This is a genomic window from Peribacillus glennii (assembly GCF_003429105.1).
GTDB lineage: Bacteria > Bacillota > Bacilli > Bacillales > DSM-1321 > Peribacillus > Peribacillus glennii.
The window spans coordinates 32220-57194 of record NZ_QVTD01000010.1 but is presented as its reverse complement, the minus strand read 5'-3'; the positions used below and the strand labels follow the sequence as shown (position 1 = coordinate 57194).

The window sequence follows — 24975 nt, the reverse complement described above, 5'->3', positions numbered from 1 at the left end:
GTTATGTCTTGTGTATTTTTTATAAAATAAGTAAACTATTTACAGCGAGTCATGCTGTAAAACCAGGACATGAAAAGCCTCGAGAATGTGTAATTCTCGAGGCTTTTCGTTTCCAATGGCCATGGGCTCAATCCCCCCAAAAGTTAAACAGCCGTTTATACCAGGTTTCCTTTTCCTGGTTCTTTTCTTTGCTGTGATGCGTCTTTCCTTCTGATAAATGCTCGGTGCAGACCTCTGTAGGTTCCGTCCCCTTCACAAAATAGGTCATCCTCTTTACCGGACAATTCTCAGTGGCCAGCTTTCCGTTGGCCGGATTGATATACACGCCCACCACATTATCGGTTTGCTTAAATTTTTTTACCGGTTTATTTTCCAGGCTTTCTTCCATAAATTGTGCCCAGATGTTTTTCGCATACGTTTTTTCAGCGGGCACCGTAATTTTTTTAGCGTTATCATACCCGGCCCAAACACCGGTTACCAGCTCAGGAGTGTATCCGATCATCCAACTGTCGGTTTCTGTGGTCCCGGACTTTCCGGCATATTTCCTCGTTAACTGAGGGATGATCGAGCTTCCAGTCACTTTTGTATACCCGTTAAGCTTCGGGTCAAAGATGCCGGTCAACATTTGTGTCATGACAAAGGCCCGGTCAGGGTTGAGAATTTGCTGCCTTTCTGTTCGATGCTCAAAAATCACTTCGCCTTTATGGTTTTCGATTTTTTTTATGAGAACGGGTTTTACCTCTCTCCCGCCATTTGCGAACAGATTATATGCATTTACCATTTCGATTACACGGACACCTGATGTCCCAAGGGCAAGGGAAGGGACCTGGGACATTTTTGTAGTTATGCCGAAGCGGCGGGCTGTATCCATCAAGGCTCTTTCACCTAGGAACATATGGGTTTTGACAGCAAAAACATTATCGGATAGAGCAAGCGCCTGTGCCATCGTAATCTCTGAATCTGCGTACTGATGATTAAAATTATGCGGCGTATAGGAAGATTTCCCATCATCGTATTGGAACGTCATCAATTCGCTTCTTAACGTAGTAGCGGGGGTGAATCCTTTTTCAAGAGCGGCGTAGTAGAGCAGCGGTTTCATGGTCGAACCGGGCTGCCTTATGGCCTGTATGGCACGGTTATAAGGCGTTTTTGCATAATCCCTTCCGCCGACCATGGCTTTTACCTCGCCGGTTTTAGGGCTCATGGAAACAAGCGCCGCCTGTATATCCGATGTTTCTTCAATAACATTGTTGAACGTGCTTTCGGCCACTTCCTGTGTCCTCTTATCCAGGGTGGTATATACTTTGAGGCCGCCAAGCTCAATCGTGCGGTCATCCATATCCAGCTGTGATTTTAATGCCTGCATGACGGCATCCTGAAAATATGGAGCAACTTTCCTATCAACCGTTTTATGCCCGCGCTTAAAAACTAATGGGAAGCTGATCTCCTTTTTGGCTAATTCGTTCGTGATCTTGCCCTCGTCCTTCATTGCCTGCAAGACAACTTTTTGGCGCTTTTTCGCATTTTCCATATTTAAAAAAGGAGAATAGCTGGATGGCCCTTTTGGGATGCCCGCAATCAGGCTTGCTTCCGCGAGCGTTAAATCCTTTGCGTCTTTTCCGTAGTAATATTGGCTGGCCGCCTGTATTCCGTAAGCACCATGCCCGTAATAAATCGTATTTAAATAACCTTCAAGAATCTCATTCTTTGAATAATTGGTTTCAAGCCGGATGGTATAAAAGGCTTCATTCATTTTCCGGTTCCATGTTTTATCGTGCCCGAGATAAAGATTCCTTGCATACTGCTGGGTGATGGTGCTGGCCCCCTGCACCTTGGCCATTGCCTTTATATCGGCGAGAATTGCACCGGCTATCCGTTTTATGTCAAAACCATGGTGCCTGTAAAAGCCGCGGTCCTCTACTGCAATCGTGGCATCAATTAAAGCCGGGGAAATCTCCTCTAAGTCCACCCAGTACCTTTTTTGGCCGTTATCGCTTTCCCCGATGATCTCTCCATCCCCGCTGTAAAAAAGGGTGGATTGCGGGACAGCTAATGGGGGGGCTCCTAAAGCCCTTGCAAACAAAATAAGGGAGGCCAGCAATAAGGATATGAATATTGCAGCCACACTGGTAATGATGACAGCTGCCCGGATATATTTTGTTGCTCTGGTAAACCGCTTGCCGGCAATTACTTCCACCGTTCACACCTCTTTCCCCCGGAAGATAATATTATCCAGTATGAAAAAAAAACCAATCTTTTAAACATTGCCCAGTAAAAAAGCAAAAAAAATTTCTTGCTTTTTTATCTGGTTCGACTATACTTTTTCTAGTTAAATGCGATCGGGGATCATCCAGCAGAAGAGTTCTCTGCTTTTTTTACTGTATGGAGAAGTTTGTAATTTGTTTGTTGGGGAACGTTAATAATGGCTTAGATAATCTGATGAAAATGCCAGGAAGAAAGGAAGCGATAGAATGGGAATTTGGTTTACGGAAAAGCAGACAGAGAATTTCGGGATCACTATGAAAGTGAACCGTACTTTACATACAGAACAAACTGATTTTCAAAAGCTGGATATGATCGAAACGGAAGAATGGGGAAATATGCTGCTGCTTGACGATATGGTCATGACATCCAAACGGGATGAGTTTGTCTATCATGAAATGGTTGCCCATGTGCCATTATTCACCCATCCCAACCCGGAAAACGTGCTGGTTGTAGGGGGCGGTGACGGCGGTGTGATCCGTGAAGTGCTGAAGCACCCTAGTGTCAAAAGGGCTACTTTGGTTGATATCGATGGAAAGGTCATTGAGTATTCAAAGAAATTCCTTCCCGAAATCGCAGGCAAACTGGAAGACCCGCGTGTTGATGTGCGGGTGGATGATGGATTCATGCATATTGCCAAAAGCGAGAATGAATACGATGTCATCATGGTAGATTCAACGGAACCGGTTGGCCCGGCTGTCAATCTTTTTACAAAAGGATTCTATGCCGGCATTTCCAAGGCATTGAAGGAAGACGGCATCTTTGTCGCACAAACCGACAATCCCTGGTTCAAAGCGGACCTGATCACAGAAGTCCAGCGGGACGTAAAAGAAATCTTCCCGATTACCAGACTATACTTAGCCAATATCCCAACATACCCAAGCGGCTTATGGACATTCACAATCGGCTCCAAAAAACATGACCCGCTCGAAGTAAGCGAAGAGCGCTACCATGAAATCGAAACAAAATACTACACAAAAGAACTACACAAAGCAGCCTTCGTACTGCCTAAATTCGTGCAGGACCTAATTAAATAAAAGGGGAAAACCCCGCCACTGTAACGCGTTAAACCATCGGGGGTCAGTCCCCCGTCACATTAACGCGTTAAACCACTGGGGGATTGACCCCTGTTGCGTTAATGCGTTAAATCACTGGGGGACTGACCCCCAATAGATTCCCAATAAAAGGAGAATATGTTATGCGTTTTGATGAAGCATATTCAGGTAATGTGTTTATTAAGAGCCATCCTGATTTTGAAGAGGCGGAAGCAGTCATTTATGGAATGCCGATGGATTGGACAGTAAGCTATCGTCCGGGCTCCCGTTTTGGCCCGACCCGGATCCGTGAGGTGTCTATCGGCCTTGAAGAATACAGCCCTTATCTGGACCGTGACCTGGAAGAGGTAAAGTATTTCGATGCCGGGGATATCCCGCTTCCATTTGGAAATCCCCAGCGAAGCCTTAATATTATTGAAGAATTCATAGACGGCGTCCTGGATGCCGGGAAGTTTCCGCTTGGCATGGGCGGGGAGCATCTGGTTTCCTGGCCGGTGATGAAGGCAGTATATAAAAAGTATCCGGATCTTGCCATCATACATATGGATGCCCACACCGACCTCCGTGAGAACTATGAAGGCGAACCGCTTTCCCATTCCACGCCGATCCGGAAAATCGCCGAGCATATCGGACCTAAAAATGTATATTCATTCGGGATCCGTTCCGGCATGAAGGAAGAGTTCCAATGGGCCAAAGAAAACGGGATGCATATTTCTAAATTTGAGGTCTTAGAACCGCTTAAGCAAATTCTGCCGAAGCTTGCAGGCCGTCCGGTTTATGTAACGATCGATATTGATGTACTAGATCCGGCACATGCGCCCGGAACCGGGACAGTGGATGCCGGTGGAATCACTTCCAGGGAGTTGCTTGCATCGATCCATCAAATTGCAAAATCCGATATAAAAGTAGTAGGCTGTGACTTGGTAGAAGTAGCGCCGATTTATGATGTATCGGAACAAACCGCCAATACGGCGAGCAAATTAATTCGCGAGATGATTTTAGGCTGGGTGCAAAAGCGCTGAGCGAGTATATAGAGATTGTTCCCAGGCCAGGCTTGGAGCAGTCTCTTTTTTGATTGCCGGGGATTGGATCACAATTTGATACTGATTGCAATTTGGTGAATTGGGGACTTACCGCCATCGCGTTAATGCGGTGCAGCGGTACTGGTGTTTTTGATATCTCTGAATGTATGATAGATACCATGAATTTGTCTCCTAATTGTTGATCCACTTCCAATTTATCGATATATGACCGGAATTGCCGAATCCACTTCAAAATGATTGAAATATAATCTGAATGATTGATATCGCCTCAAATTTATTGATATCCACTCTAAATCATTGACATACCGCCTCAGGCTGGTTCAGTTTGGATCATATATAACTAAAAAACCCCGCCGCCTGTATGAGAAGTTGAAACTTTAGATAAGAATATTTATACTTATAAAGTTATAGGACGAATATAAGGAAGTGTAGCATTTGTCTCAGCAGGAAACCGAGAAACAAAAGGTGAAAGTAAAGCTCCGCACGACCATCAGGAACGGTGCTGAAACGGAAACATATGAATTCACCACTTTTGGTATGAAATTTACTAAAGGAAACGCTCTTTATCTGCAGTACACCGAAGAAGACGAAAACGGGAAAACTCAGACTACTGTAAAATATAAGGAACCGGAAGCGCTGATCATGCGCGGAGGTGCGGTAAAAATGCGCCAGGTATTCAACCCTGGTGAAACGATGAACGGGCATTATGAAAGCAGATACGGTTCCATGCCCATGCAGACAAAAACAGAATCCGTCCACCATGTTTGGGCAGAGGAAAAACATGAAGGAATGTTTGTTTTTCGATATGAGCTTTTCATGCAGGGAGACTTGCTTGGCCAATACGAGATGGCAATAGCCTATAAGGAGGAAGCGTAAAACGATGAACGTAGTGAAACAGGTTCAGGAAAAATTAAAACAGGAAATCAGAGCGGCCGTCATCAAGGCCGGTCTGGCAACCGAAGGCCAGATTCCGGATGTCATTTTGGAATTGCCGAAAGAAAAGGCCCACGGGGACTACTCAACGAATATGGCCATGCAGCTTGCAAGAGTTGCAAAGAAAGCGCCGCGCATGATTGCAGAAGGCATCATTGAGAATTTTGACCGCGCAGGAGCTTCCATTGAAAAAATTGAAATCGCCGGACCCGGATTCATTAATTTTTATATGAATAATAATTATTTGGCTGATTTGATTCCAGCCATTTTGGAAGCAGGCGACCGATACGGCGAAAGTGACTTTGGAAACAACGAAAAAATCCAGGTCGAGTTCGTATCCGCCAATCCGACAGGGGACCTGCATCTTGGACATGCCCGTGGTGCGGCTGTAGGGGATTCGCTTTGCAATGTGCTTAGCAAAGCTGGTTATGATGTTTCACGTGAATATTATATCAATGATGCCGGAAACCAAATAAATAACCTGGCTTTATCAGTAGAAGCCCGTTACTTCCAGGCACTTGGCATCGAGAAGGAAATGCCTGCGGACGGCTATCATGGAGCAGATATTATCGGTATTGGCAAAAAGCTGGCTGAAGAATATGGCGATAAGTATGTAAATGTAGATGAGAAGGAACGGTTTGAGTTTTTCCGTGAGTACGGCTTGAAATATGAAATGGAAAAATTAAAACAGGACCTTGAAAACTTCCGCGTCGGCTTCGATGTGTGGTATTCGGAAACATCTCTTTACAAAAACGGAAAGATTGACGAAGCCCTCTCCGTTTTAAAAGAACGCGGCCATATCTATGAAGAGGATGGCGCTACATGGTTCCGTTCCACTGAGCTTGGGGACGATAAGGATCGAGTACTCATTAAACAGGATGGTTCGTATACGTATTTAACACCTGATATAGCGTATCACCGGGATAAGCTTGGGCGTGGTTTTGAAAAGTTGATCAACATTTGGGGCGCGGACCACCACGGCTATATTCCGCGAATGAAGGCTGCAATCGAAGCGCTGGGGTATGACCGCGAACAGCTGGAGGTGGAAATTATCCAGCTCGTGCACCTGTACAAAAACGGTGAAAAGATGAAGATGAGCAAGCGTACTGGTAAAGCAGTAACAATGAGGGATTTAATTGAAGAGGTAGGGCTTGATGCAACACGCTACTTCTTTGCAATGAGAAGTGCGGACACGCATATGGACTTTGACCTGGATTTGGCAGTATCACAGTCGAATGATAACCCGGTTTACTATGCCCAATACGCCCATGCACGGATCTCAAGCATCCTGCGCCAGGGTGCGGAACAAAACATCAGCTATGAAGGAGTCCGAGACTTCTCACACGTTTCTTCCGAGAAGGAAATCGAGCTTTTGAAGAAGCTTGGCGAATTCCCGCAGGCTATTGCCGAAGCTGCAGATAAGCGCATGCCGCACCGGATGACGAATTTTATTTTCGAATTGGCGTCCGTTTTCCATAGCTTCTATAATGCTGAGAAAGTTCTTGATGCAGATAACCTGGAAAGAAGCCGGGCCCGTCTTGCATTAGTTAAAACAGTGCAAATTACGCTGAAAAATTCACTTGCATTGATCGGTGTATCAGCTCCGGAAAAGATGTAAGAGATAAAAAGGCTGTTTCCCATAAGAGGGAAACAGCCTTTTCTAAATTATGGATGCCGCCGATCCGTAATTGAGCGAAAACAACTATATTTAAGCGAATCTCCAAGTAACAAAATATTCATTTTATATCCACTGCACCTCCGCTTACACGTTTAATCCCCCGGATTTTTGCTATATCTTCAATCAGTTTCAGCATTGCCCTATCCTTCATTTTTGCTTCCACCATGAAATCCACATCGCGACCCAGCTTCTTTAACAGCCTAATGAGCGGCATGAGAAAGTCCAGATCCACGAAATCGGAGTGAGGGCGGAACTCCTTTTCGGATTTTGGCGAAGAAATATGGATTTTTGGAGGGATGCCGGTATGATCCCACGTTCCAAATACGAGCGGCAGCAGCTCTTCGATTGGCTTTATGCCCGGATTGGCCATATGGTGATGATAATCGAATGCTAAAGGGATGTTATGCCGCAGGCAGACACCGAGTGTTTCGTCAGTAGTATATGTTTTGTCGTCATTTTCCAGCGTCATTTTAGCTTTTATATGCACGGGGAGCTGCAGGATGTTTTCATGGAACCTTGCTGTCGCAGCAGGCTTGTCTCCATATGCCCCGCCTACATGGATGTTCATGTATGAATTTTCATGCACGCCCATCGCCTCAAACATTCTGTAATGATATTCCATATCCCTTACAGCATTTGAAGTTATCTGGGAATCCGGGCTTGTAAACAAGGTAAATTGATTGGGATGAAAGCTTACTCTCATGTTAAATCGGCGAATCCATTCCCCAAGTTCCCGCCACTCCCGGGCAAATGGAGAGACGAAATCCCAGCCTGCCTCAGGATGTGTCGCCAGCGGTACGATCGAGCTGGAAAGACGGTATACGTCGATTTGGTGGGCGGCATTGAAATAGAGGATCCTTTGAGTATTGGAGATATTTTGCCGGGTTACATCCAATAGTTTTTCCATCCGTTCTTCTTTCTTCAGGGCGCAATACCTTTTAAACGTTAACGTCCTTGAAGGGGTCGCCTCCCAAAGGGAAGTGGCGGTAGACACATAGCCCATTCGTATTCTCATTCGTTTCTCCTTTCGCAAGCACACCGATCTCTATAAAAAAGGCGAAATCGTGGAGGCAATCGACTCCTTGATTTTACGGAGCGGGTTAGATATAGACAGCATTTCAAGCGTTAACGGGGTGGAATGTTGCATATCATATCTCAATTCTTTCTTTATATTTTCAATGCAAGCACGGTTAAAAATCAAACAATTCATTTCATGGTTCAAAAATAATGACCGCCTGTCAAAATTTGCTGTCCCGATATCACAGATTTTATCATCGATCAGAACGATTTTAGAATGATAGAAGCCTTTTTTGAACTGCAATACCCTTGCTCCATCCTTTATGAGAACGCGAAAGTACCGATAGGACGCTTCCTGGACCAAAGGATGATCAGGATGTTTTGGGACAATGATTGTAATATCAATGCCCTTTGACAGAGCGGCCCTCAAGTCGGTAAAAAGTTGTTGGCTTGGAACAAAGTACGGTGTCCCTATGATGATTCGTGATTTTGCAGCGGTTATGAGCTCGGAAAATGTTTTTTGTAGAAAGACACCCTCCGTCGGGACGAATTGATGGACACATTCCCCTTTCGGAAGAGAAGGAAAATATTTTTCATTCCTGCGATCGTCTTTCCCGGAAGTATGGAACCAGTCATCCAGAAACACATATTGCAGGTCCCTTACTCCTTCCCCTGTGATCTTCATATGATAATCCCGCCAAGGAGTCAGCTTAGGGTGTTGATCGATATATTCTTTGCCAATATTATATCCTCCCAAGTATCCAATTTTGCCGTCGATAATTGAGATCTTCCGGTGATTCCGTTCCTGAAGGGAGTAGAATAGGTAGGGCCATTTCGGCATATGGGTAAAAATGAACCGGATTCCATGGGTTTTAAGGTCATTGATCGTTTTCCTGCTGAGACGATGGCTCCCAATCCGGTCGACCATCAAGCGGACCTCCACACCTGATTGCGCTTTTGTTTTTAATAATTGGAGAAACTCCTCACTGAACCTATCGTTAGAAACAATATAAAACAAGATATGTACATGGGCTTTTGCATCCTTAATTTCTTTGAAAAAGTCCTGGAAAAGCGCCCGCCCGTTTGTATAAATTTGGATATCACTGCTGCGTTTGGGGAAATATTTGTCGACCACATGATTGATATGGCTTTTTCGGCCTAAATAAAAATCGATCGGCAACCAGGCGAGGAAACATAGAATGATGATTCCAACCGTTACTGGGATTATCAAGTCCATCCTCTCCTCAGCATTGTTTGTTCGTTTATTTTGGCTTAAAACTCCGTCCGATACTCCAGCTTGTGCTGTAATGAAATATTGGTAATTTTTACATAAAACCAGCAAAGCCTTTACTATATTAGTAATAAAAGCCAGGGGAGAGAAAAAAAGAAAAATCTGTGAAGAAAAAAGTTGACTGAATGCTCATTCATTATATAATAAAAGTAATAGAATTCAGAAAAATGTAACTGTTTCTAATTTTAATGCTTTAAAAGAAATAGACATTTCAAAATCAGCATAACAGAAAGGGGCGCACATATATGAATGGATTGCTATGGGTTAATTTAATTGCATTTTTGCTTGTAACCGCTTACGCTCTCAGTTTGTTTGTCTATTTAATCAGGACAAGGATGGCGTACATCAAGCTGGGGAAGAAAGTAGAGTTCGACAACCGTGTGAAAGAACGGCTCGAAAAAGTATGGGTCAACGTATTCGGCCAGAAAAAGCTGCTAAAGGATAAGAAGAGCGGGGCTATTCACGTCATGTTCTTCTATGGTTTTATCCTTGTACAATTTGGAGCGATTGATTTTATCATCAAGGGAATCAAACCGGGTGCACATTTACCGCTCGGCCCTTTATATCCGGCATTCACGTTTTTCCAGGAAATCGTCACGCTTGTCATTCTTGTCGCAGTCGTGTGGGCTTTCTACCGCCGCTATATTGAAAAGCTTGTCCGTTTAAAGCGCGGATTTAAATCCGGTATTGTACTGCTCTTGATTGGCGGCTTAATGCTTTCGGTACTTTTAGGAAACGGCATGGGCATGATCTGGCACGGCCATGAAGGGACATGGACCGAGCCGGTTGCATCAGGTATTGCCGCATTATTGGGCTGGATGGGTGCGACAGCCGCAACGGTAGTATTCTACATTGCATGGTGGATTCACACCCTATTCCTATTGACATTCCTTGTTTATATCCCGCAATCCAAGCATGCGCACTTGATTGCCGGGCCGGCGAATACCTACTTCAGCAGACTGGATAATCCAGGGAAACTGAAGCCAGTCAACTTTGAAGACGAATCCCAGGAATCGTTCGGAGCAGGAAAAATTGAAGATTTTAACCAATATCAATTGATCGATTTATATGCCTGTGTGGAATGCGGACGCTGTACGAATATGTGTCCGGCCACAGGGACAGGGAAAATGCTTTCCCCGATGGATATCATCCTCAAGATGCGTGACCATCTGACAAACAAGGGTGCTGCCATTACAGCAAAACAGCCTTGGGTACCAACTTTCGTATTTAGCAATACGCAAGGGAACCAGATTGCACTTGCCAGTGCCGGACAAGGCGCGAAGGAATCTGCAGCGGCTGTCGAGTACAACAAAGCATTAATCGGAGAAGTAATCACTGAAGAAGAGCTTTGGGCATGTACCACTTGCCGGAACTGTGAAGACCAGTGTCCGGTAATGAATGAGCATGTTGATAAAATCATCGATATGCGCCGTTACCTTGTATTGACTGAAGGAAAAATGAACCCGGATGCACAGCGCGCGATGCAAAACATCGAACGCCAGGGCAACCCATGGGGCTTAAACCGAAAGGAAAGAGAAAATTGGAGAGAAATCCGTGATGATGTTCACGTTCCGACAGTCAAGGAAGCCAAAAAGGCCGGAGAAGAATTTGAATATTTATTCTGGGTAGGTTCAATGGGCTCGTATGATAATCGCAGCCAAAAGATCGCTCTTGCTTTCGCCAAAATGATGAACGAGGCAGGCGTGAAATTCGCGATTTTAGGTAATAAAGAAAAGAACTCCGGGGATACTCCGCGCCGTTTGGGCAATGAGTTTATCTTCCAGGAGCTTGCAGCAAGCAATATTGACGAATTTGAGAAAAACGAAGTGAAGAAGATCGTCACGATCGATCCTCACGCCTACAATATTTTTAAGAATGAATATCCTGATTTCGGGCTGCAGGCAGAAGTCTATCACCATACCGAGCTGCTTGCCAAGCTGGTTAAAGAAGGGAAGCTTGTACCAAAGCATCCTGTGAATGAAACAATCACGTTCCATGATTCATGTTACCTGGGACGCTACAATGAAGTGTATGATGCCCCGAGGGATATCCTGAAAGCTATTCCAGGCGTGAAGCTTGTTGAAATGGAGCGAAATCGGGAAACCGGAATGTGCTGTGGTGCCGGTGGAGGGCTGATGTGGATGGAAGAAGAAACCGGACATCGCATCAATGTCTCCCGTACAGAACAGGCATTGGCAGTAAATCCATCTGTAATCAGCTCAGGCTGCCCTTATTGCTTAACGATGATAACTGATGGAACAAAAGCTAAAGAAGTAGAAGATGACGTGAAAACCTATGATGTCGCGGAGTTACTGGAAAAATCCATCCTTGGCGAACAGCAAACCATTGCATCATAATAAAAATATAGTGGTAGTGGCTCATTTAAGCCCCACCTGTGGAGTCCGAGGAGAAAGCTCGCCTCTCTCGGCCTTCATGGTTTGAGCAACCTTTCGGCATTTCTGAAAGGCATGTGAAACCAGGGTTTCACAGGAATGAGCCTAAAATAATTTTTTGCGTTTTAAATCGAGTTAAATCAATTATCTTAACTGATGCATTATTTTTATAAAGCCTGCTTCCAAAATAAATAATTATTTGACGAAGCAGGCCATTTCTTTATAAAAAAAATTCACATACTTATCAAGTAAACTATTTAAACTTTTATGAATTTTTGTATAATATTAAGTAAAGCGCTTACATTTTATATTCGAAATTATTTTTTTGCCATTATTTTGAGCGAGCGTTCAGTCAACCAGGTTCCCGTAGAAACATTTCTATAAAAATAGTGTTATTTAAAGGAGGAGCAAAATGGCTAAAACAGTGATAGTCAGTGGAGTGAGGACACCTTTTGGCAAGTTTGGAGGAGGGCTTAGCAGCCTGACCGCATCCCAACTGGGAGGAATCGCGATAAAAGAAGCGCTCGAGCGGGCAGGGATCGATGGCAGCCAGGTCGATGAAATCATCATGGGGAATGTTCTGCAGGCTGGCCAGGGACAGATCCCTTCCCGCCAGGCGGCAAGGCATGCTGGAATTCCGTGGCAAGTGAAAACGGAAACCATCAATAAAGTGTGTGCCTCAGGACTCCGGAGCGTAACGCTTGCGGATCAGCTCATCCGGTTGGGAGATGAAGAAGTGATTGTGGCTGGCGGCATGGAATCGATGAGCAATGCCCCTTATTTTGTCCCAAAAGCCAGATGGGGTCTTCGCATGGGCGATGCGGCAATGAAGGATTCGATGATCCATGATGGGCTAAGCTGCAGTTTTACAGGTGTGCATATGGGCACATATGGAAACAGTACAGCTGCGGAATTGGAGCTATCCCGGGAAGACCAGGATAACTGGGCATATAGAAGCCATAAACGTGCAATAACGGCGATTGATGGCGGTGTGCTGGCCGAGGAAATCGTTCCGGTACAGATTCCTGTGAGAAAAGGCGATCCGGTAACAGTGGAACATGACGAAGGGCCTAGAAAAGATACATCCATGGAAAAGCTCGCGAAATTAGGTCCGGCATTCAACAATGAAGGGACGATTACAGCGGGAAATGCTCCAGGTGTAAATGACGGTGCGGGTGCCCTTGTGCTCATGAGCGAGGAGCGGGCTGAGAAAGAGGGAAAAACGCCATTTGCTTATATCATCGGCCATGCTGAAATTGCCGTGGAAGCAAAGGACTTTCCAAAGACACCGGGACTTGTCATCAATGAACTGCTGAAGAAAACAGGAAAATCATTGGCGGAGATCGATTTGTTTGAAATCAACGAAGCATTTGCAGCCGTTGCCCTTGCAAGCGGGAAGCTGGCGGGCGTTGACCCTGAAAAAGTGAATGTAAACGGCGGTGCGGTAGCGCTGGGCCACCCGATTGGCGCAAGCGGTGCGAGGATCGTCATCACGCTCATGCATGAATTGAAACGGCGCGGCGGTGGTCTCGGTGTGGCCGCGATTTGTTCGGGCGGCGGCCAGGGGGATGCCATTTTAATAGAAGTGCCAAAAGATTGATTAATAGATAGCATGTCTTTAACAGATGGGGGAGCTTTGATGAATATAAATAAAGTGATGGTCATCGGCGCCGGGCAAATGGGTTCCGGCATTGCCCAGGTTTGTGCGGTAAGCGGCTACGATGTTATTTTGCATGATTTAAAGCAAGAGTTCGTTGACAGGGGGCTCGGCACCATTGAAAAAAACCTTGCCCGCCAGGTTGAGAAAGGGAAAATCACAGCACAGGATAAAGCAGCGGCCCTTTCCAGACTGACGCCTTCCATTGATTTAAACAATGCTTCAGGCATTGATCTTGTTATCGAAGCAGCCGTGGAAAATATGGACATCAAGACAAAGCTGTTCAGCGAATTGGATGAAATTGCACCGGCCCATGCCATTTTGGCTTCCAATACATCGTCGCTGCCGATCACTGAAATTGCGGCAGCCACGAAGCGGCCTGAACAAGTGATCGGCATGCACTTCATGAATCCTGTCCCGGTCATGAGGCTCGTTGAAATCATCCGCGGGCTAGCCACTGCTGATGAAGTTTATGAAGCCATTGAAGATATGTCCAAGACGCTGAACAAAGTGCCGGTCGAAGTGAATGACTTTCCGGGCTTCGTTTCGAACCGGATTCTGATGCCAATGATCAATGAAGCCATTTATACGCTGTACGAAGGCGTGGCTTCCAAAGAGGCGATCGACGAGGTCATGAAACTCGGAATGAACCATCCTATGGGACCCTTGACGCTTGCCGATTTCATCGGGCTCGATACATGCCTGTATATCATGGAAACGCTGCACGAAGGTTTTGGGGATGATAAATACCGGCCGTGTCCGCTGCTTAGGAAATATGTTAAAGCAGGCTGGCTCGGCAAAAAATCCGGCCGCGGCTTCTATGTTTATAACTAGCCATCGTAAACCTGCACACCCAGGAGGCTGACTATGAAACTGACATTTACGAAAGAGCAAGAAATGATGCGGAAGATGGTTCGAAGCTTTGCGGATAATGAAATCGCTCCATTTGTTGAAAAAATGGAAGAAGGGATATTCCCACACCCCTTGCTGAAAAAAATGGGCGAACTTGGCGTGATGGGAATTCCGGTTCCTGCACAATATGGCGGGTCGGAAATGGATTTTATCTCTTATGTGATTGCCATTAATGAGATTTCAAGGGTAAGCCCGACGTTGGGAGTGATCCTTTCCGTTCACACCTCCGTAGGAACCAGTCCGATTCTTTACTTTGGAACGGAAGAACAAAAACAAAAGTATGTCACGAAATTGGCATCCGGTGAATATCTTGGGGCTTTTTGCCTGACAGAACCGAGTTCAGGATCTGATGCGGCAAGCCTGAAATCGCGGGCAGTCCGCGAAGGAGATTTTTATAAAATCAATGGTTCCAAGGTATTTATCACAAATGGGGGGGAAGCAGATGTTTATATCGTTTTTGCTTTGACCAGCCCTGAAGCAGGAAGCAAAGGCATTACGGCTTTTATCGTAGAAAAGGACACACCGGGGTTAATCATTGGCAAAGACGAACACAAAATGGGCCTTCACGGGTCAAGAACCGTGCAGCTTACTTTCGATAATATGATGGTGCCTGCTGAAAACCTGCTTGGAAAAGAGGGGGAAGGCTTTAAAATTGCTATGGCAAATCTGGATGCCGGACGAATCGGCATTGCTGCACAGGCACTTGGAATTGCGGAAGGCGCGTACGGGCACGCTGTCCGCTATGCAAAAGAAAGAGTACAGTTTGGCAAACCAATCGCAGCCCAGCAGGGTATCGGGTTCAAGCTTGCTGAGATGGCAACAGATATTGAAGCGTCGAAGCTCCTGGTATACCAAGCTGCGGATTTAAGGTCCCGCGGTCTGCCATGCGGGAAAGAAGCTTCCATGGCAAAGCTAATGGCATCGAAGACTGCAGTGCATGTATCCACAGAGGCAATCCAGGTATTCGGCGGCTATGGCTATACAAAGGAATATCCAGTCGAGCGGTATTTCCGGGATGCGAAGGTCACCGAAATTTACGAAGGAACAAGCGAAATCCAACGGATCGTCATCAGTAAGCATCTTTATAAGTAGGAGTACTGGCTTTCGCTTTAACCTTATCGTTTTTCGCTCATACAATAAATTTTCCGCTTAATTCCTGTGATTTTCGCTTAAAAAAATAGTTGTCATGAAATAGCATGCTTTTGCTTAAAAATAATTTTTTTAAATGAAATCGGCAACATTTCCAAATGAATCATAGTTTTACTTCAAATCATCACCACTCCCTATATGAACTGATATATTTTACCAAAGACAGGAGAACTGGACCATGCAATTTACACTGACAGAAGAACACGAAATGATAAGAAAGATGGTACGCGATTTCGCAAACAATGAAGTGGCTCCCACAGCCGCAGAAAGGGATGAAGAAGAGCGGTTCGACCGTGAAATTTTTGACAAAATGGCCGAGCTTGGCCTTACCGGCATTCCTTGGCCGGAACAATACGGGGGCATTGGCAGTGACTATTTAGCTTATTGCATCGCCATTGAAGAGCTGTCAAGGGTGTGCGCCTCTACGGCGGTAACATTATCCGCCCATACGTCCCTTGCCGGTTGGCCAATTTACAAGTTTGGTTCTGAAGAACAAAAGCAGAAATACCTGACTCCGATGGCTAAGGGAGAAACAATCGGGGCATATGGCCTGACCGAACCGGGCTCAGGATCGGATGCGGGCGGAATGAGAACCACCGCCAAGCTCGGAGGCGACCATTATATCCTGAATGGGTCAAAAATCTTCATTACAAACGGCGGCATTGCCGATACGTATGTTGTTTTTGCATTAACAGATCCGGAATCAAAACAAAAAGGCACAAGCGCGTTTATCGTGGAAAAAGACTTCCCTGGCTTTAGTGTCGGCAAGAAAGAAAAGAAACTCGGCATCCGTTCATCACCGACAACAGAAATCATTTTCGAAGATTGCAAGGTTCCCAAGGAAAACTTGCTTGGAAAAGAAGGGGAAGGCTTCAAAATTGCGATGATGACACTGGACGGCGGCAGGAACGGGATTGCCGCACAGGCTGTCGGGATTGCCCAGGGGGCACTGGATGCAGCAGTAGGGTATGCAAAGGAACGCGTACAATTCGGAAAACCGATTGCAGCACAGCAGGGAATTGGCTTTAAGCTTGCGGATATGGCAACAAGCATCGAAGCGGCACGATTGCTCACTTACCAGGCGGCATGGCGTGAATCAGAGGGCCTTCCTTATGGTAAGGAATCGGCGATGTCCAAACTGTTCGCGGGCGATACGGCAATGAAGGTGACGACAGAGGCGGTCCAGGTATTCGGAGGCTACGGTTATACAAAGGATTACCCTGTTGAACGCTTTATGCGGGATGCTAAAATCACACAGATCTACGAAGGAACACAAGAGATTCAGAAATTGGTAATCTCAAGGATGATCACTAAAGACTAATAAGAAACCCGCCGGTTGGTTGGCTTTTATAAAAGCCTCTAACCGGCGGATACAGACACAGAATGCAGCAGAAACTTTCCTTCTGCTTTATAACGATTCAAGCTGCTCTCTGCCTAAAGCACAGCCTGATGGTCTTCTAAGATAATTCTTCCAGTTATTACTTCCTCAATAAATACACCGTGGAGCAGGTAAGGTGGTGACGTATGAAAAAAAGAGAAGTCCACGCTTCGGTAAAGGATGAGAAGCTCGTCAGCATGCGGCGCAACCAGATGATCAAAGGGGCCGTGAATTTATTCAAGGAAAAGGGATTCCACCGGACCACGACGAGGGAAATCGCCAAGGCTGCCGGCTTCAGTATCGGAACGCTTTATGAATATATCCGCACGAAAGAAGATGTTTTATATTTGGTCTGTGATTTTATCTATGATGAGGTAAAAGACAGGCTGCAAAACGATCTCGAACAGAATAGCGGCACACCGGAAGCCTTGAAAACTACCATCGCTTATTTTTTCCAGGTCATGGACGATATGCAGGATGAAGTGCTGGTCATGTATCAGGAAGTGAAGTCGCTGACAAAAGATGCCCTTCCATACGTATTGAAAAAGGAAATGGAAATGGTCCACATGTTTGAATTGGTCATCACACGTTGCGTGGAAAACGGGAAACTTAACATTTCCGAGAAACACATTCGCCTTCTCGCGCATAACATTTTCGTCCAGGGGCAGATGTGGGGCTTCCGCCGCTGGGCGCTTAGAAAAATCTACACGCTTGAAGAATATATAGAGCTGCAATCGGATTTGCTGTTGGGCAGCCTTTACGGCAAGGGAAACCTGAATGCAACATCATTACCATAAAAGGAGGAGCACAGGGTGAACCATACAGATGTATACAAACCTAAAAATCATATCCGATTTGTCACTGCTTCCAGCTTGTTCGACGGCCATGATGCATCGATCAATATTATGCGCCGCATATTGCAATCAAGCGGGGCCGAGGTCATTCATCTCGGCCATAACCGTTCCGTCCAGGAGGTTGTAAACGCTGCCATCCAGGAGGATGTCCAGGGGATTGCGGTGTCTTCCTACCAAGGCGGCCATGTGGAATATTTCAAATATATGTTTGATTTGCTTCAGGAAAAAGGCGCAGCCCATATCCGCATTTATGGCGGGGGCGGAGGGGTCATAATCCCCCGTGAAATAAAGGAACTCCACGAATATGGCATTTCTCGCATTTTTTCGCCGGAAGATGGTAGGGTGAACGGCCTTCAAGGAATGATCAACCTAATGCTTGAGGAATGTGATTTTTCAACAGTTAAGGCATCTGTGCAGGATCGTTTTGATGATCTGCTTGCAGGTGAAACGGTGGCGGTGGCGCAATTTATTACACTGGCGGAAAACCGGCAGGATGCGGCTGAAGAGGCAGCCGCTGCAGCTGAAAGCCTCATGGAGCAGATTAAAACATCTGAGAAAAAGGTGCCAGTCATCGGGATCACAGGTACAGGCGGCGCAGGAAAAAGTTCATTAACCGATGAATTAATACGGCGCTTTATCAATGAGATTCCTGACAAGAAAATAGCGGTCCTCTCCGTTGACCCGACAAAGCAAAAAACGGGTGGGGCATTATTGGGTGACCGAATCCGCATGAACGCAATATTTTCTGAACGGGTCTATATGAGAAGCCTGGCCACCCGACGTTCCAAGAGTGAGCTGTCTTTAGCCATCCAGGATGCCATTTCGGTGGCAAAAGCGGCCGGGTTTGATTTAATAGTGGTCGAAACGAGCGGAATCGGGCAGGGCGATGCCGGGATCACCGATATTTGTGACGTATCCATGTATGTGATGACGAGTGAATTCGGCGCCCCTTCCCAGCTGGAAAAAATCGATATGATCGACTACGCAGACTTGATCGTCATCAACAAATTTGAACGAAAAGGCTCGGAGGATGCAAAACGGCAGGTTCAAAAACAATACCAAAGGAGCCATTTGCTGTTTGATAAAGAAGCTGAAGAGATGCCTGTGTATGGCACAATCGCGTCCCAATTCAATGATCCTGGAACCAATGCATTATTTGCCGCTTTAATTGAGAAGCTAAATGACAAAACCGGCACGGATTGGGCTACAACATTCACAAAGGAAGCCGACGTCCAAAAACAAAATATCATCATCCCCAATGACCGCCGCTATTATTTGCGGGAAATAACAGATACCGTACGCAATTACCATAATAAAGCGGAAGAGCAAGCCCGTATCGCCAGGAAGCTTTTCCAGCTCGAGGGTGCAATCCAGGCTGTTCAGGAAAAAGAGGCAAACGAAGAAATTATCAACTCGCTTCAGGCCTTACATGATGAAACTGCTTCCAAGCTGTCTGCAGAATCAAAAAAGATCCTGGAGGGCTGGGCAGAGCTGAGGGAGAAGTATGCGGGAGACAAATTCACCACAAAAATCCGCGATAAAGAAATCATTACCGTACTGAAGACGAAGAGCCTGTCAGGATTGATGATCCCAAAAGTTTCCCTGCCCAAATTCACCGATTACGGTGAGATTTTAAAGTGGGTATACAGGGAAAATGCACCAGGCTACTTTCCGTATACCGCTGGGGTTTTCCCGTTCAAACGTGAAGGCGAGGATCCGAAACGACAATTTGCCGGAGAAGGCTCCCCAGTCAGGACAAACCGGCGCTTCCATTATCTTTCCAAGGATGACGAAGCAAAACGCCTAAGTACTGCATTCGATTCCGTGACATTATATGGGGAAGATCCTGATTACCGTCCTGATATTTACGGGAAGGTCGGCGAAAGCGGGGTCAGCATATGCACATTGGAAGATATGAAAAAGCTTTATGCCGGATTTGACCTTTGCCTTCCTTCCACTTCTGTCTCGATGACAATAAATGGACCGGCACCGATCATTCTGGCGATGTATATGAATACAGCCATTGACCAGCAGGTGCAAAAAAAGGAAGGCGAACTAGGCAGGGCACTGACTCCGCAAGAATTTGCAGAAGTGCGTGCGTATACATTGCAAACCGTTCGCGGGACTGTCCAGGCAGATATTCTAAAAGAAGACCAAGGCCAGAATACATGTATTTTCTCAACTGAATTCGCCCTCCGCATGATGGGGGACATACAGGAATATTTCATCCGCCATAAAGTGAGAAACTATTATTCTGTTTCGATTTCCGGATACCATATTGCCGAAGCGGGGGCAAACCCGATTTCACAGCTGGCATTCACTCTTGCGAACGGCTTTACCTATATCGAATACTATTTAAGCCGCGGCATGGATATTGATGATTTTGCACCGAATCTTTCATTCTTTTTCTCTAATGGGCTTGATCCTGAATATACGGTAATCGGGCGGGTCGCCAGGAGAATCTGGGCAACGGTCATGCGAGACAAATATGGAGCCAATGAACGGAGCCAGAAACTCAAGTACCATATTCAGACATCAGGGCGGTCCCTGCATGCCCAGGAAATTGACTTTAACGATATCCGTACGACACTTCAGGCGCTCATGGCGCTTCAGGATAACTGCAATTCGCTTCATACGAATGCTTATGACGAAGCAATCACGACGCCGACCATAGATTCAGTGCGAAGGGCAATGGCGATACAAATGATCATTACGAAGGAACACGGGTTATCCAAAAATGAAAACCCGCTTCAAGGTGCTTTTATCATTGAAGAGCTGACCGATTTAGTGGAAGAAGCGGTGCTTGAGGAGTTTGACCGCATCAATGACCGCGGCGGCGTTTTAGGCGCTATGGAAACCCAGTACCAGCGTGGAAAGATCCAGGATGAATCGATGTACTATGAAATGAAGAAGCATACAGGGGAGCTTCCGATCATTGGAGTCAATACCTATCTGAACCCGAACCCTCCTTCCGACGAAGCATTGGACAGCATGGAAATTGCACGTGCGACAAAGGAAGAAAAGGAAGGCCAAATCCAAAATCTCCGCGAATTCCAAACGAGGAATGAAGCGGAATGCCAAAAGGCAATAGATAAGCTCAAGAAAGCGGCCGTAAGCGGTGAGAACATCTTTGCCGAGTTAATGGAATGCGTTAAGGCAGCAAGCCTCGGGCAAATAACCCGGGCCCTCTATGAAGTGGGCGGACAATACAGAAGGAATATGTAAATCCGGGAATAAACAGGCAAGAGTGACAGCTTAAATCGCCATATTAGGTACTGAACCGATTGACAATCCAGGTACAGTACCTTCTTTTTCTGTAAAAATAGCATTTTCTTATGAAAAATGGTATTTTTGCCTTATAAATATTAAAAAAAAAGGCTACAATGGTATTTCAACTTAGAAAACTTGCCGATTGGCCAGCCTTTCCTAAAGGCGAAGACAAAGGCGCAGTTAGGCCCATGAAATGTGGGTCACACAGACGAAGACGTGAGGACGGTCTGTGTTCTGATTTATGCAGATAAGAATGTATTACACTATCTTATCCGCCAACAAAAAGGGATACCATCCGGGCCCGTCTGGAGAGGGAATATGAAGGGCAAACGACTTGTAAGCGGCACGGTTTGCTTCGCTGCTCTTTTTCTTTTCTTTGTATTATATGAAAATGGATTAGGGGCAATCCCTTTTTTGCTGCTATCAATATTCTTTTTTGTGCTCTCTTACCGCACATGGAAGAAAGGCAGGGGAAAGGGGAAGGGAAACCCTGGGCAGGCCTCTTGAAAAAGCTCTGAAACGCAGGGATTTAGCTGGCATAAACCTATTTTTATTGTTTATAATGAATAGTATGCCTCAAGCAGGATTTGTGCACGGATAAAAAGAAGATACTTAATTAGATTTCTAATGTGTGAAACACCGCATGTTCAGGTGTTTGGAATAGAGAAGGGAAGTGCAGGCGTTGAGTCTAAAACAATACTCAAAAGAGCAAATATTGGAAATGTCACTTTTGGAAGTTGCTTTTGATTTGCTCGCAGAGAAAAAGCAGCCAGTTTCTTTTAAAGAATTGATGAAAGAAATCAAACAATTACAGAATCTTTCAGACGAGGAAGTAACGACAAGGATGGCCCAGTTTTATACCGACTTAAATGTCGATGGCCGTTTTACATCATTGGGGGAAAACCGCTGGGGACTAAAAACCTGGTACCCTGTCGACCAAATTGAAGAAGAGGTTGTCCACTCTGCCAAACCGAAGAAGAAAAAAGCGAAGAAAGTCGTGGAGGATGACTTCGAAGATTTTGAAGACGAAGATCTGGATTTCGAAGATGAAGACCTGGATGAACTTGATGACGAAGATGAAGATGCAGACCTGATCGAGGTAGCAGACGACGATGATGACCTGCTAGATGTCGATGCGGATGATGATGATTTCGAAGATGATGATCTGGATGAAGACCTTATCGATGAGGAAAGTGATGATGAGGAACTTGACGAGGATGATGAGCTGGAAGACGAGGAAGAAATCGAAGATGAAAAACGCTAGGTTTTTGTAGACGCTTGACTTTTTATATCGAGTTTTGTAATATCATTTTTGGGCTCCTTTAAATAGGACGGTTAGTAAAATAACGCTCCCTTACGTTTGTAAGGGGCGTTTTTGTTTTTTTAGGAGATATGCTGTAAGAAAAGGATCATTTTGAAGGGCATAGTTAAAACATCATGTGCTGTTTTTTATGGCGGAAAAGCTATTAGTAATGTTTTCACGTTAAAGGGAAAAACTACATGAGTAAATAAAAGAGTTGAAACTTTTCGATTTATAAGGGGGAAAAAACGTTGACAAAATATATTTTCGTAACAGGCGGAGTGGTTTCTTCATTGGGTAAAGGGATCACGGCAGCGTCGCTTGGAAGGCTTTTAAAAAACCGGGGCTTGAATGTCACGATTCAAAAATTCGATCCATACATTAACGTTGACCCGGGAACAATGAGCCCGTATCAGCACGGTGAAGTTTTTGTAACGGATGATGGCGCGGAAACAGACCTGGATCTGGGCCACTATGAGCGTTTCATTGATATTAACCTTGGAAAACACAGCAATGTCACTACAGGAAAGATTTATTCCACCGTATTAAGAAAAGAGCGTCGCGGCGATTACTTAGGCGGTACGGTGCAAGTCATCCCCCATATAACAAATGAAATTAAAGAACGGGTTTTCCGTGCAGGACATGAAACCAACGCGGACGTCGTCATTACGGAAATTGGCGGAACAGTGGGCGATATCGAGTCATTGCCGTTTTTGGAAGCGATCCGCCAAATTAAGAGTGATATTGGGCGCGACAATGTAATGTATATTCATTGTACGCTTGTTCCATATATTAAAGCTGCCGGAGAAATGAAAACAAAGCCGACTCAGCACAGCGTAAAAGAGTTGCGCAGTCTTGGAATTCAGCCAAATATCATCGTCGTCCGTACAGAAATGCCAATGTCCCGTGATATGAAGGATAAAATCGCCCTATTCTGCGACATTGATGCAAAAGCGGTCATTGAGTGTCAGGATGCCGATACGCTATATACCATTCCTTTAGCATTGCAGGATCAAAAAATGGACCAAATCGTTTGCGATCACCTGAAGCTTGATTGCGCGGAGGCCAACATGGAAGAGTGGAAGGAACTGATCCACAAGGTTACAAATCTCTCAAAGTCCACGACCATTGCTTTAGTTGGTAAATATGTCGAGCTGCAGGATGCTTATATTTCAGTAGTCGAAGCATTAAAGCATGCGGGATACACATTCGATGCGGATATTAATATAAAATGGATCAATGCAGAGCATGTGACACGTGAAAATGTGGAGGATCTGCTTAGCGATGCGGATGGCATCCTTGTTCCAGGTGGTTTCGGCGACCGCGGAATCGAAGGCAAGATCTCTGCCATCGAATATGCGCGCATCAATAAAATTCCGTTCCTTGGCATTTGCTTAGGCATGCAGCTTGCTTCCATCGAGTATGCCCGCCATGTTTTAGGACTGGAAGGAGCTCACTCATCTGAAATCAATCTGGATACGCCGTATCCAATCATCGATTTGCTGCCGGAACAAAAGGACGTAGAAGACCTCGGCGGAACGCTGCGCCTCGGCCTATATCCATGTAAGCTTACGGAAGGTTCGAAAGCACATGCTGCCTATAAGGACAGCGTAGTCTACGAACGCCATCGCCACCGTTTTGAGTTCAACAACCATTACCGCCAGGCGATGGAAGCGGAAGGGTTTGTCTTCTCAGGAACAAGCCCGGACGGCCGGCTTGTGGAAATCATTGAACTCAAAGACCATCCTTGGTTCGTTGCATCTCAATTCCACCCTGAATTTATTTCAAGGCCGACACGTCCACAGCCGTTGTTCCGCGATTTTGTTGAAGCTTCTTTGAAGCGTAGGGAACAGCTGTAAAAAAGGTAAGACTAATAAAAAACGCTTGGATTCTCGCATCCAAGCGTTTTTTTACGTTAAATGTAATTTTTGATAAAAGTCAGAATGTGTTGATATACAACCAGATTCAATAAAAAATCCTATCATTTTGTTGAAACCAAGCAGCCGTGGGGCGGCCGGTCTTTATTGTACGGACAGTGCACAATGATGTAGTGATGTTATTCCTCTTCGTACTCTGTCAGGATTTCTTCCAGTGTAAATTTTATGCCATAATAAGCAAATAAGGCAGCCATGAGTGTCGGATACCCGACGCGGTTCCCATTGTCGTCTGGGAGCAATCCTTTTTGTAGACGAAGGTCGATATGGACATCAGCCAGTTGATCCAGGGAATGTCCGGCTGACGGTACCAGGGTGGAAACAGCGGTAAAGGGGATGCCGTCCCTGCGAAGATCTGCGGCAAGCTTCAATGCTTCCTCGTCATTAGAATGGCGGGAGAATAGCAATACCCGGTCTGCAATCGAGAGCGAAACTTGAGTACGGTTTTCATCATAAAGGGGCATTGCGTTTGGAAAAATTTCTGCGCCGTACAGGGCTTCAGCGAGGATTCCCTGCATTTCGCCTAAACCGTGGATGTAAATCGTGCCATCCCCAATCGAGGCTTGCGCGAGCAATCGGGCACAGTCTTCAAAGGCAAATTCTTCTCCTTCCATGATTTTTTTAAATAACCCGCTAATCTGGGTAGAAAACATTTTAAGCATGATCATTTACTCCTTCGATTTTCATTGCCTCCATTATAAAACAATGCTTTCATCAAAGCGAACAACCTTGTTTGTATCGGGCATGTATCAAAACAAGAAGTATATTTTTTTAAAGGTTATAGGAAAGAAGAAGGATTCCGAAAGGTTTTTAGCGAATAAAGAAATAAACATTTATATGGGTAATACA

At 45.4% G+C, this 24975-nt stretch carries 17 protein-coding genes; 13 read left to right on the top strand and 4 right to left on the bottom strand.

Annotated features, from left to right (window positions below; translation table 11 throughout):
* Window positions 1–127: 127 nt before the first annotated feature.
* The gene (locus tag D0466_RS14400) at window positions 128–2197 is read right to left on the bottom strand and encodes a transglycosylase domain-containing protein (protein ID WP_117323263.1); all 2070 of its coding nucleotides are present in this window, start codon (window positions 2195–2197) and stop codon (window positions 128–130) included.
* A gap of 274 nt (window positions 2198–2471) precedes the next feature.
* Between D0466_RS14400 and speE the strand changes: the two genes are divergently transcribed.
* The 4 genes from speE (at window position 2472) to argS (ending at window position 6911) form a co-directional block, all read left to right on the top strand.
* Complete coding sequence (gene speE, locus D0466_RS14395) at window positions 2472–3299, top strand: spermidine synthase (protein WP_117323262.1); 828 nt, start codon at window positions 2472–2474, stop codon at window positions 3297–3299.
* Window positions 3300–3460: 161 nt separating this feature from the next.
* A complete protein-coding gene (gene speB, locus D0466_RS14390) occupies window positions 3461–4339 on the top strand; it encodes an agmatinase (protein ID WP_117323261.1) in 879 nt (292 codons plus the stop codon).
* A 456-nt stretch (window positions 4340–4795) separates the two neighbouring features.
* Window positions 4796–5236 carry a DUF1934 domain-containing protein gene (locus tag D0466_RS14385; protein ID WP_117323260.1) on the top strand — a complete coding sequence of 147 codons (441 nt, stop codon included), beginning with the start codon at window positions 4796–4798 and terminating at the stop codon, window positions 5234–5236.
* Between the two features lie 4 nt (window positions 5237–5240).
* Window positions 5241–6911, top strand: coding sequence for an arginine--tRNA ligase (argS, locus tag D0466_RS14380; RefSeq protein WP_117323259.1), 1671 nt, complete (start codon window positions 5241–5243; stop codon window positions 6909–6911).
* Window positions 6912–7029: 118 nt separating this feature from the next.
* Here the strand turns inward: argS and uvsE are convergent, their stop codons facing one another.
* Both uvsE and cls read right to left on the bottom strand, forming a co-directional pair.
* Entirely contained in the window at window positions 7030–7986 is a 957-nt protein-coding gene (gene uvsE, locus D0466_RS14375) for a UV DNA damage repair endonuclease UvsE (protein WP_117323258.1), read from the bottom strand.
* A 30-nt stretch (window positions 7987–8016) separates the two neighbouring features.
* A complete protein-coding gene (gene cls, locus D0466_RS14370; RefSeq protein ID WP_407675639.1) occupies window positions 8017–9219 on the bottom strand; it encodes a cardiolipin synthase in 1203 nt (400 codons plus the stop codon).
* Window positions 9220–9524: 305 nt separating this feature from the next.
* On the opposite strand from cls, the gene D0466_RS14365 reads away from it, so the two are divergent.
* The 9 genes from D0466_RS14365 (at window position 9525) to D0466_RS14320 (ending at window position 24051) form a co-directional block, all read left to right on the top strand.
* The gene (locus tag D0466_RS14365; protein WP_117323256.1) at window positions 9525–11636 is read left to right on the top strand and encodes a heterodisulfide reductase-related iron-sulfur binding cluster; all 2112 of its coding nucleotides are present in this window, start codon (window positions 9525–9527) and stop codon (window positions 11634–11636) included.
* A gap of 448 nt (window positions 11637–12084) precedes the next feature.
* Entirely contained in the window at window positions 12085–13272 is a 1188-nt protein-coding gene (locus tag D0466_RS14360; RefSeq protein WP_117323255.1) for an acetyl-CoA C-acetyltransferase, read from the top strand.
* Window positions 13273–13311: 39 nt separating this feature from the next.
* Window positions 13312–14163 (top strand): 3-hydroxybutyryl-CoA dehydrogenase, encoded by an 852-nt coding sequence (locus D0466_RS14355; RefSeq protein ID WP_117323254.1) that lies wholly within the window; start codon window positions 13312–13314, stop codon window positions 14161–14163.
* A gap of 33 nt (window positions 14164–14196) precedes the next feature.
* Window positions 14197–15333, top strand: coding sequence for an acyl-CoA dehydrogenase (locus D0466_RS14350; protein WP_117323253.1), 1137 nt, complete (start codon window positions 14197–14199; stop codon window positions 15331–15333).
* A gap of 235 nt (window positions 15334–15568) precedes the next feature.
* The gene (locus D0466_RS14345; RefSeq protein ID WP_117323252.1) at window positions 15569–16711 is read left to right on the top strand and encodes an acyl-CoA dehydrogenase; all 1143 of its coding nucleotides are present in this window, start codon (window positions 15569–15571) and stop codon (window positions 16709–16711) included.
* Window positions 16712–16914: 203 nt separating this feature from the next.
* Window positions 16915–17565, top strand: a complete 651-nt coding sequence (locus D0466_RS14340; protein ID WP_117323251.1) for a TetR/AcrR family transcriptional regulator — start codon at window positions 16915–16917, stop codon at window positions 17563–17565.
* 15 nt (window positions 17566–17580) lie between these two features.
* On the top strand, window positions 17581–20847 hold the full coding sequence (gene icmF, locus D0466_RS14335; RefSeq protein WP_117323250.1) for a fused isobutyryl-CoA mutase/GTPase IcmF: 3267 nt from the start codon (window positions 17581–17583) through the stop codon (window positions 20845–20847).
* Between the two features lie 727 nt (window positions 20848–21574).
* Window positions 21575–22156, top strand: coding sequence for a DNA-directed RNA polymerase subunit delta (rpoE, locus tag D0466_RS14325; protein ID WP_117323248.1), 582 nt, complete (start codon window positions 21575–21577; stop codon window positions 22154–22156).
* 287 nt (window positions 22157–22443) lie between these two features.
* Window positions 22444–24051: a CTP synthase gene (locus D0466_RS14320; protein WP_117323247.1), complete on the top strand. Its 1608-nt coding sequence runs from the start codon at window positions 22444–22446 to the stop codon at window positions 24049–24051.
* A gap of 197 nt (window positions 24052–24248) precedes the next feature.
* Here the strand turns inward: D0466_RS14320 and D0466_RS14315 are convergent, their stop codons facing one another.
* Window positions 24249–24788 carry a DUF2529 domain-containing protein gene (locus tag D0466_RS14315; protein WP_117323246.1) on the bottom strand — a complete coding sequence of 180 codons (540 nt, stop codon included), beginning with the start codon at window positions 24786–24788 and terminating at the stop codon, window positions 24249–24251.
* Between the last annotated feature and the right edge of the window lie 187 nt (window positions 24789–24975).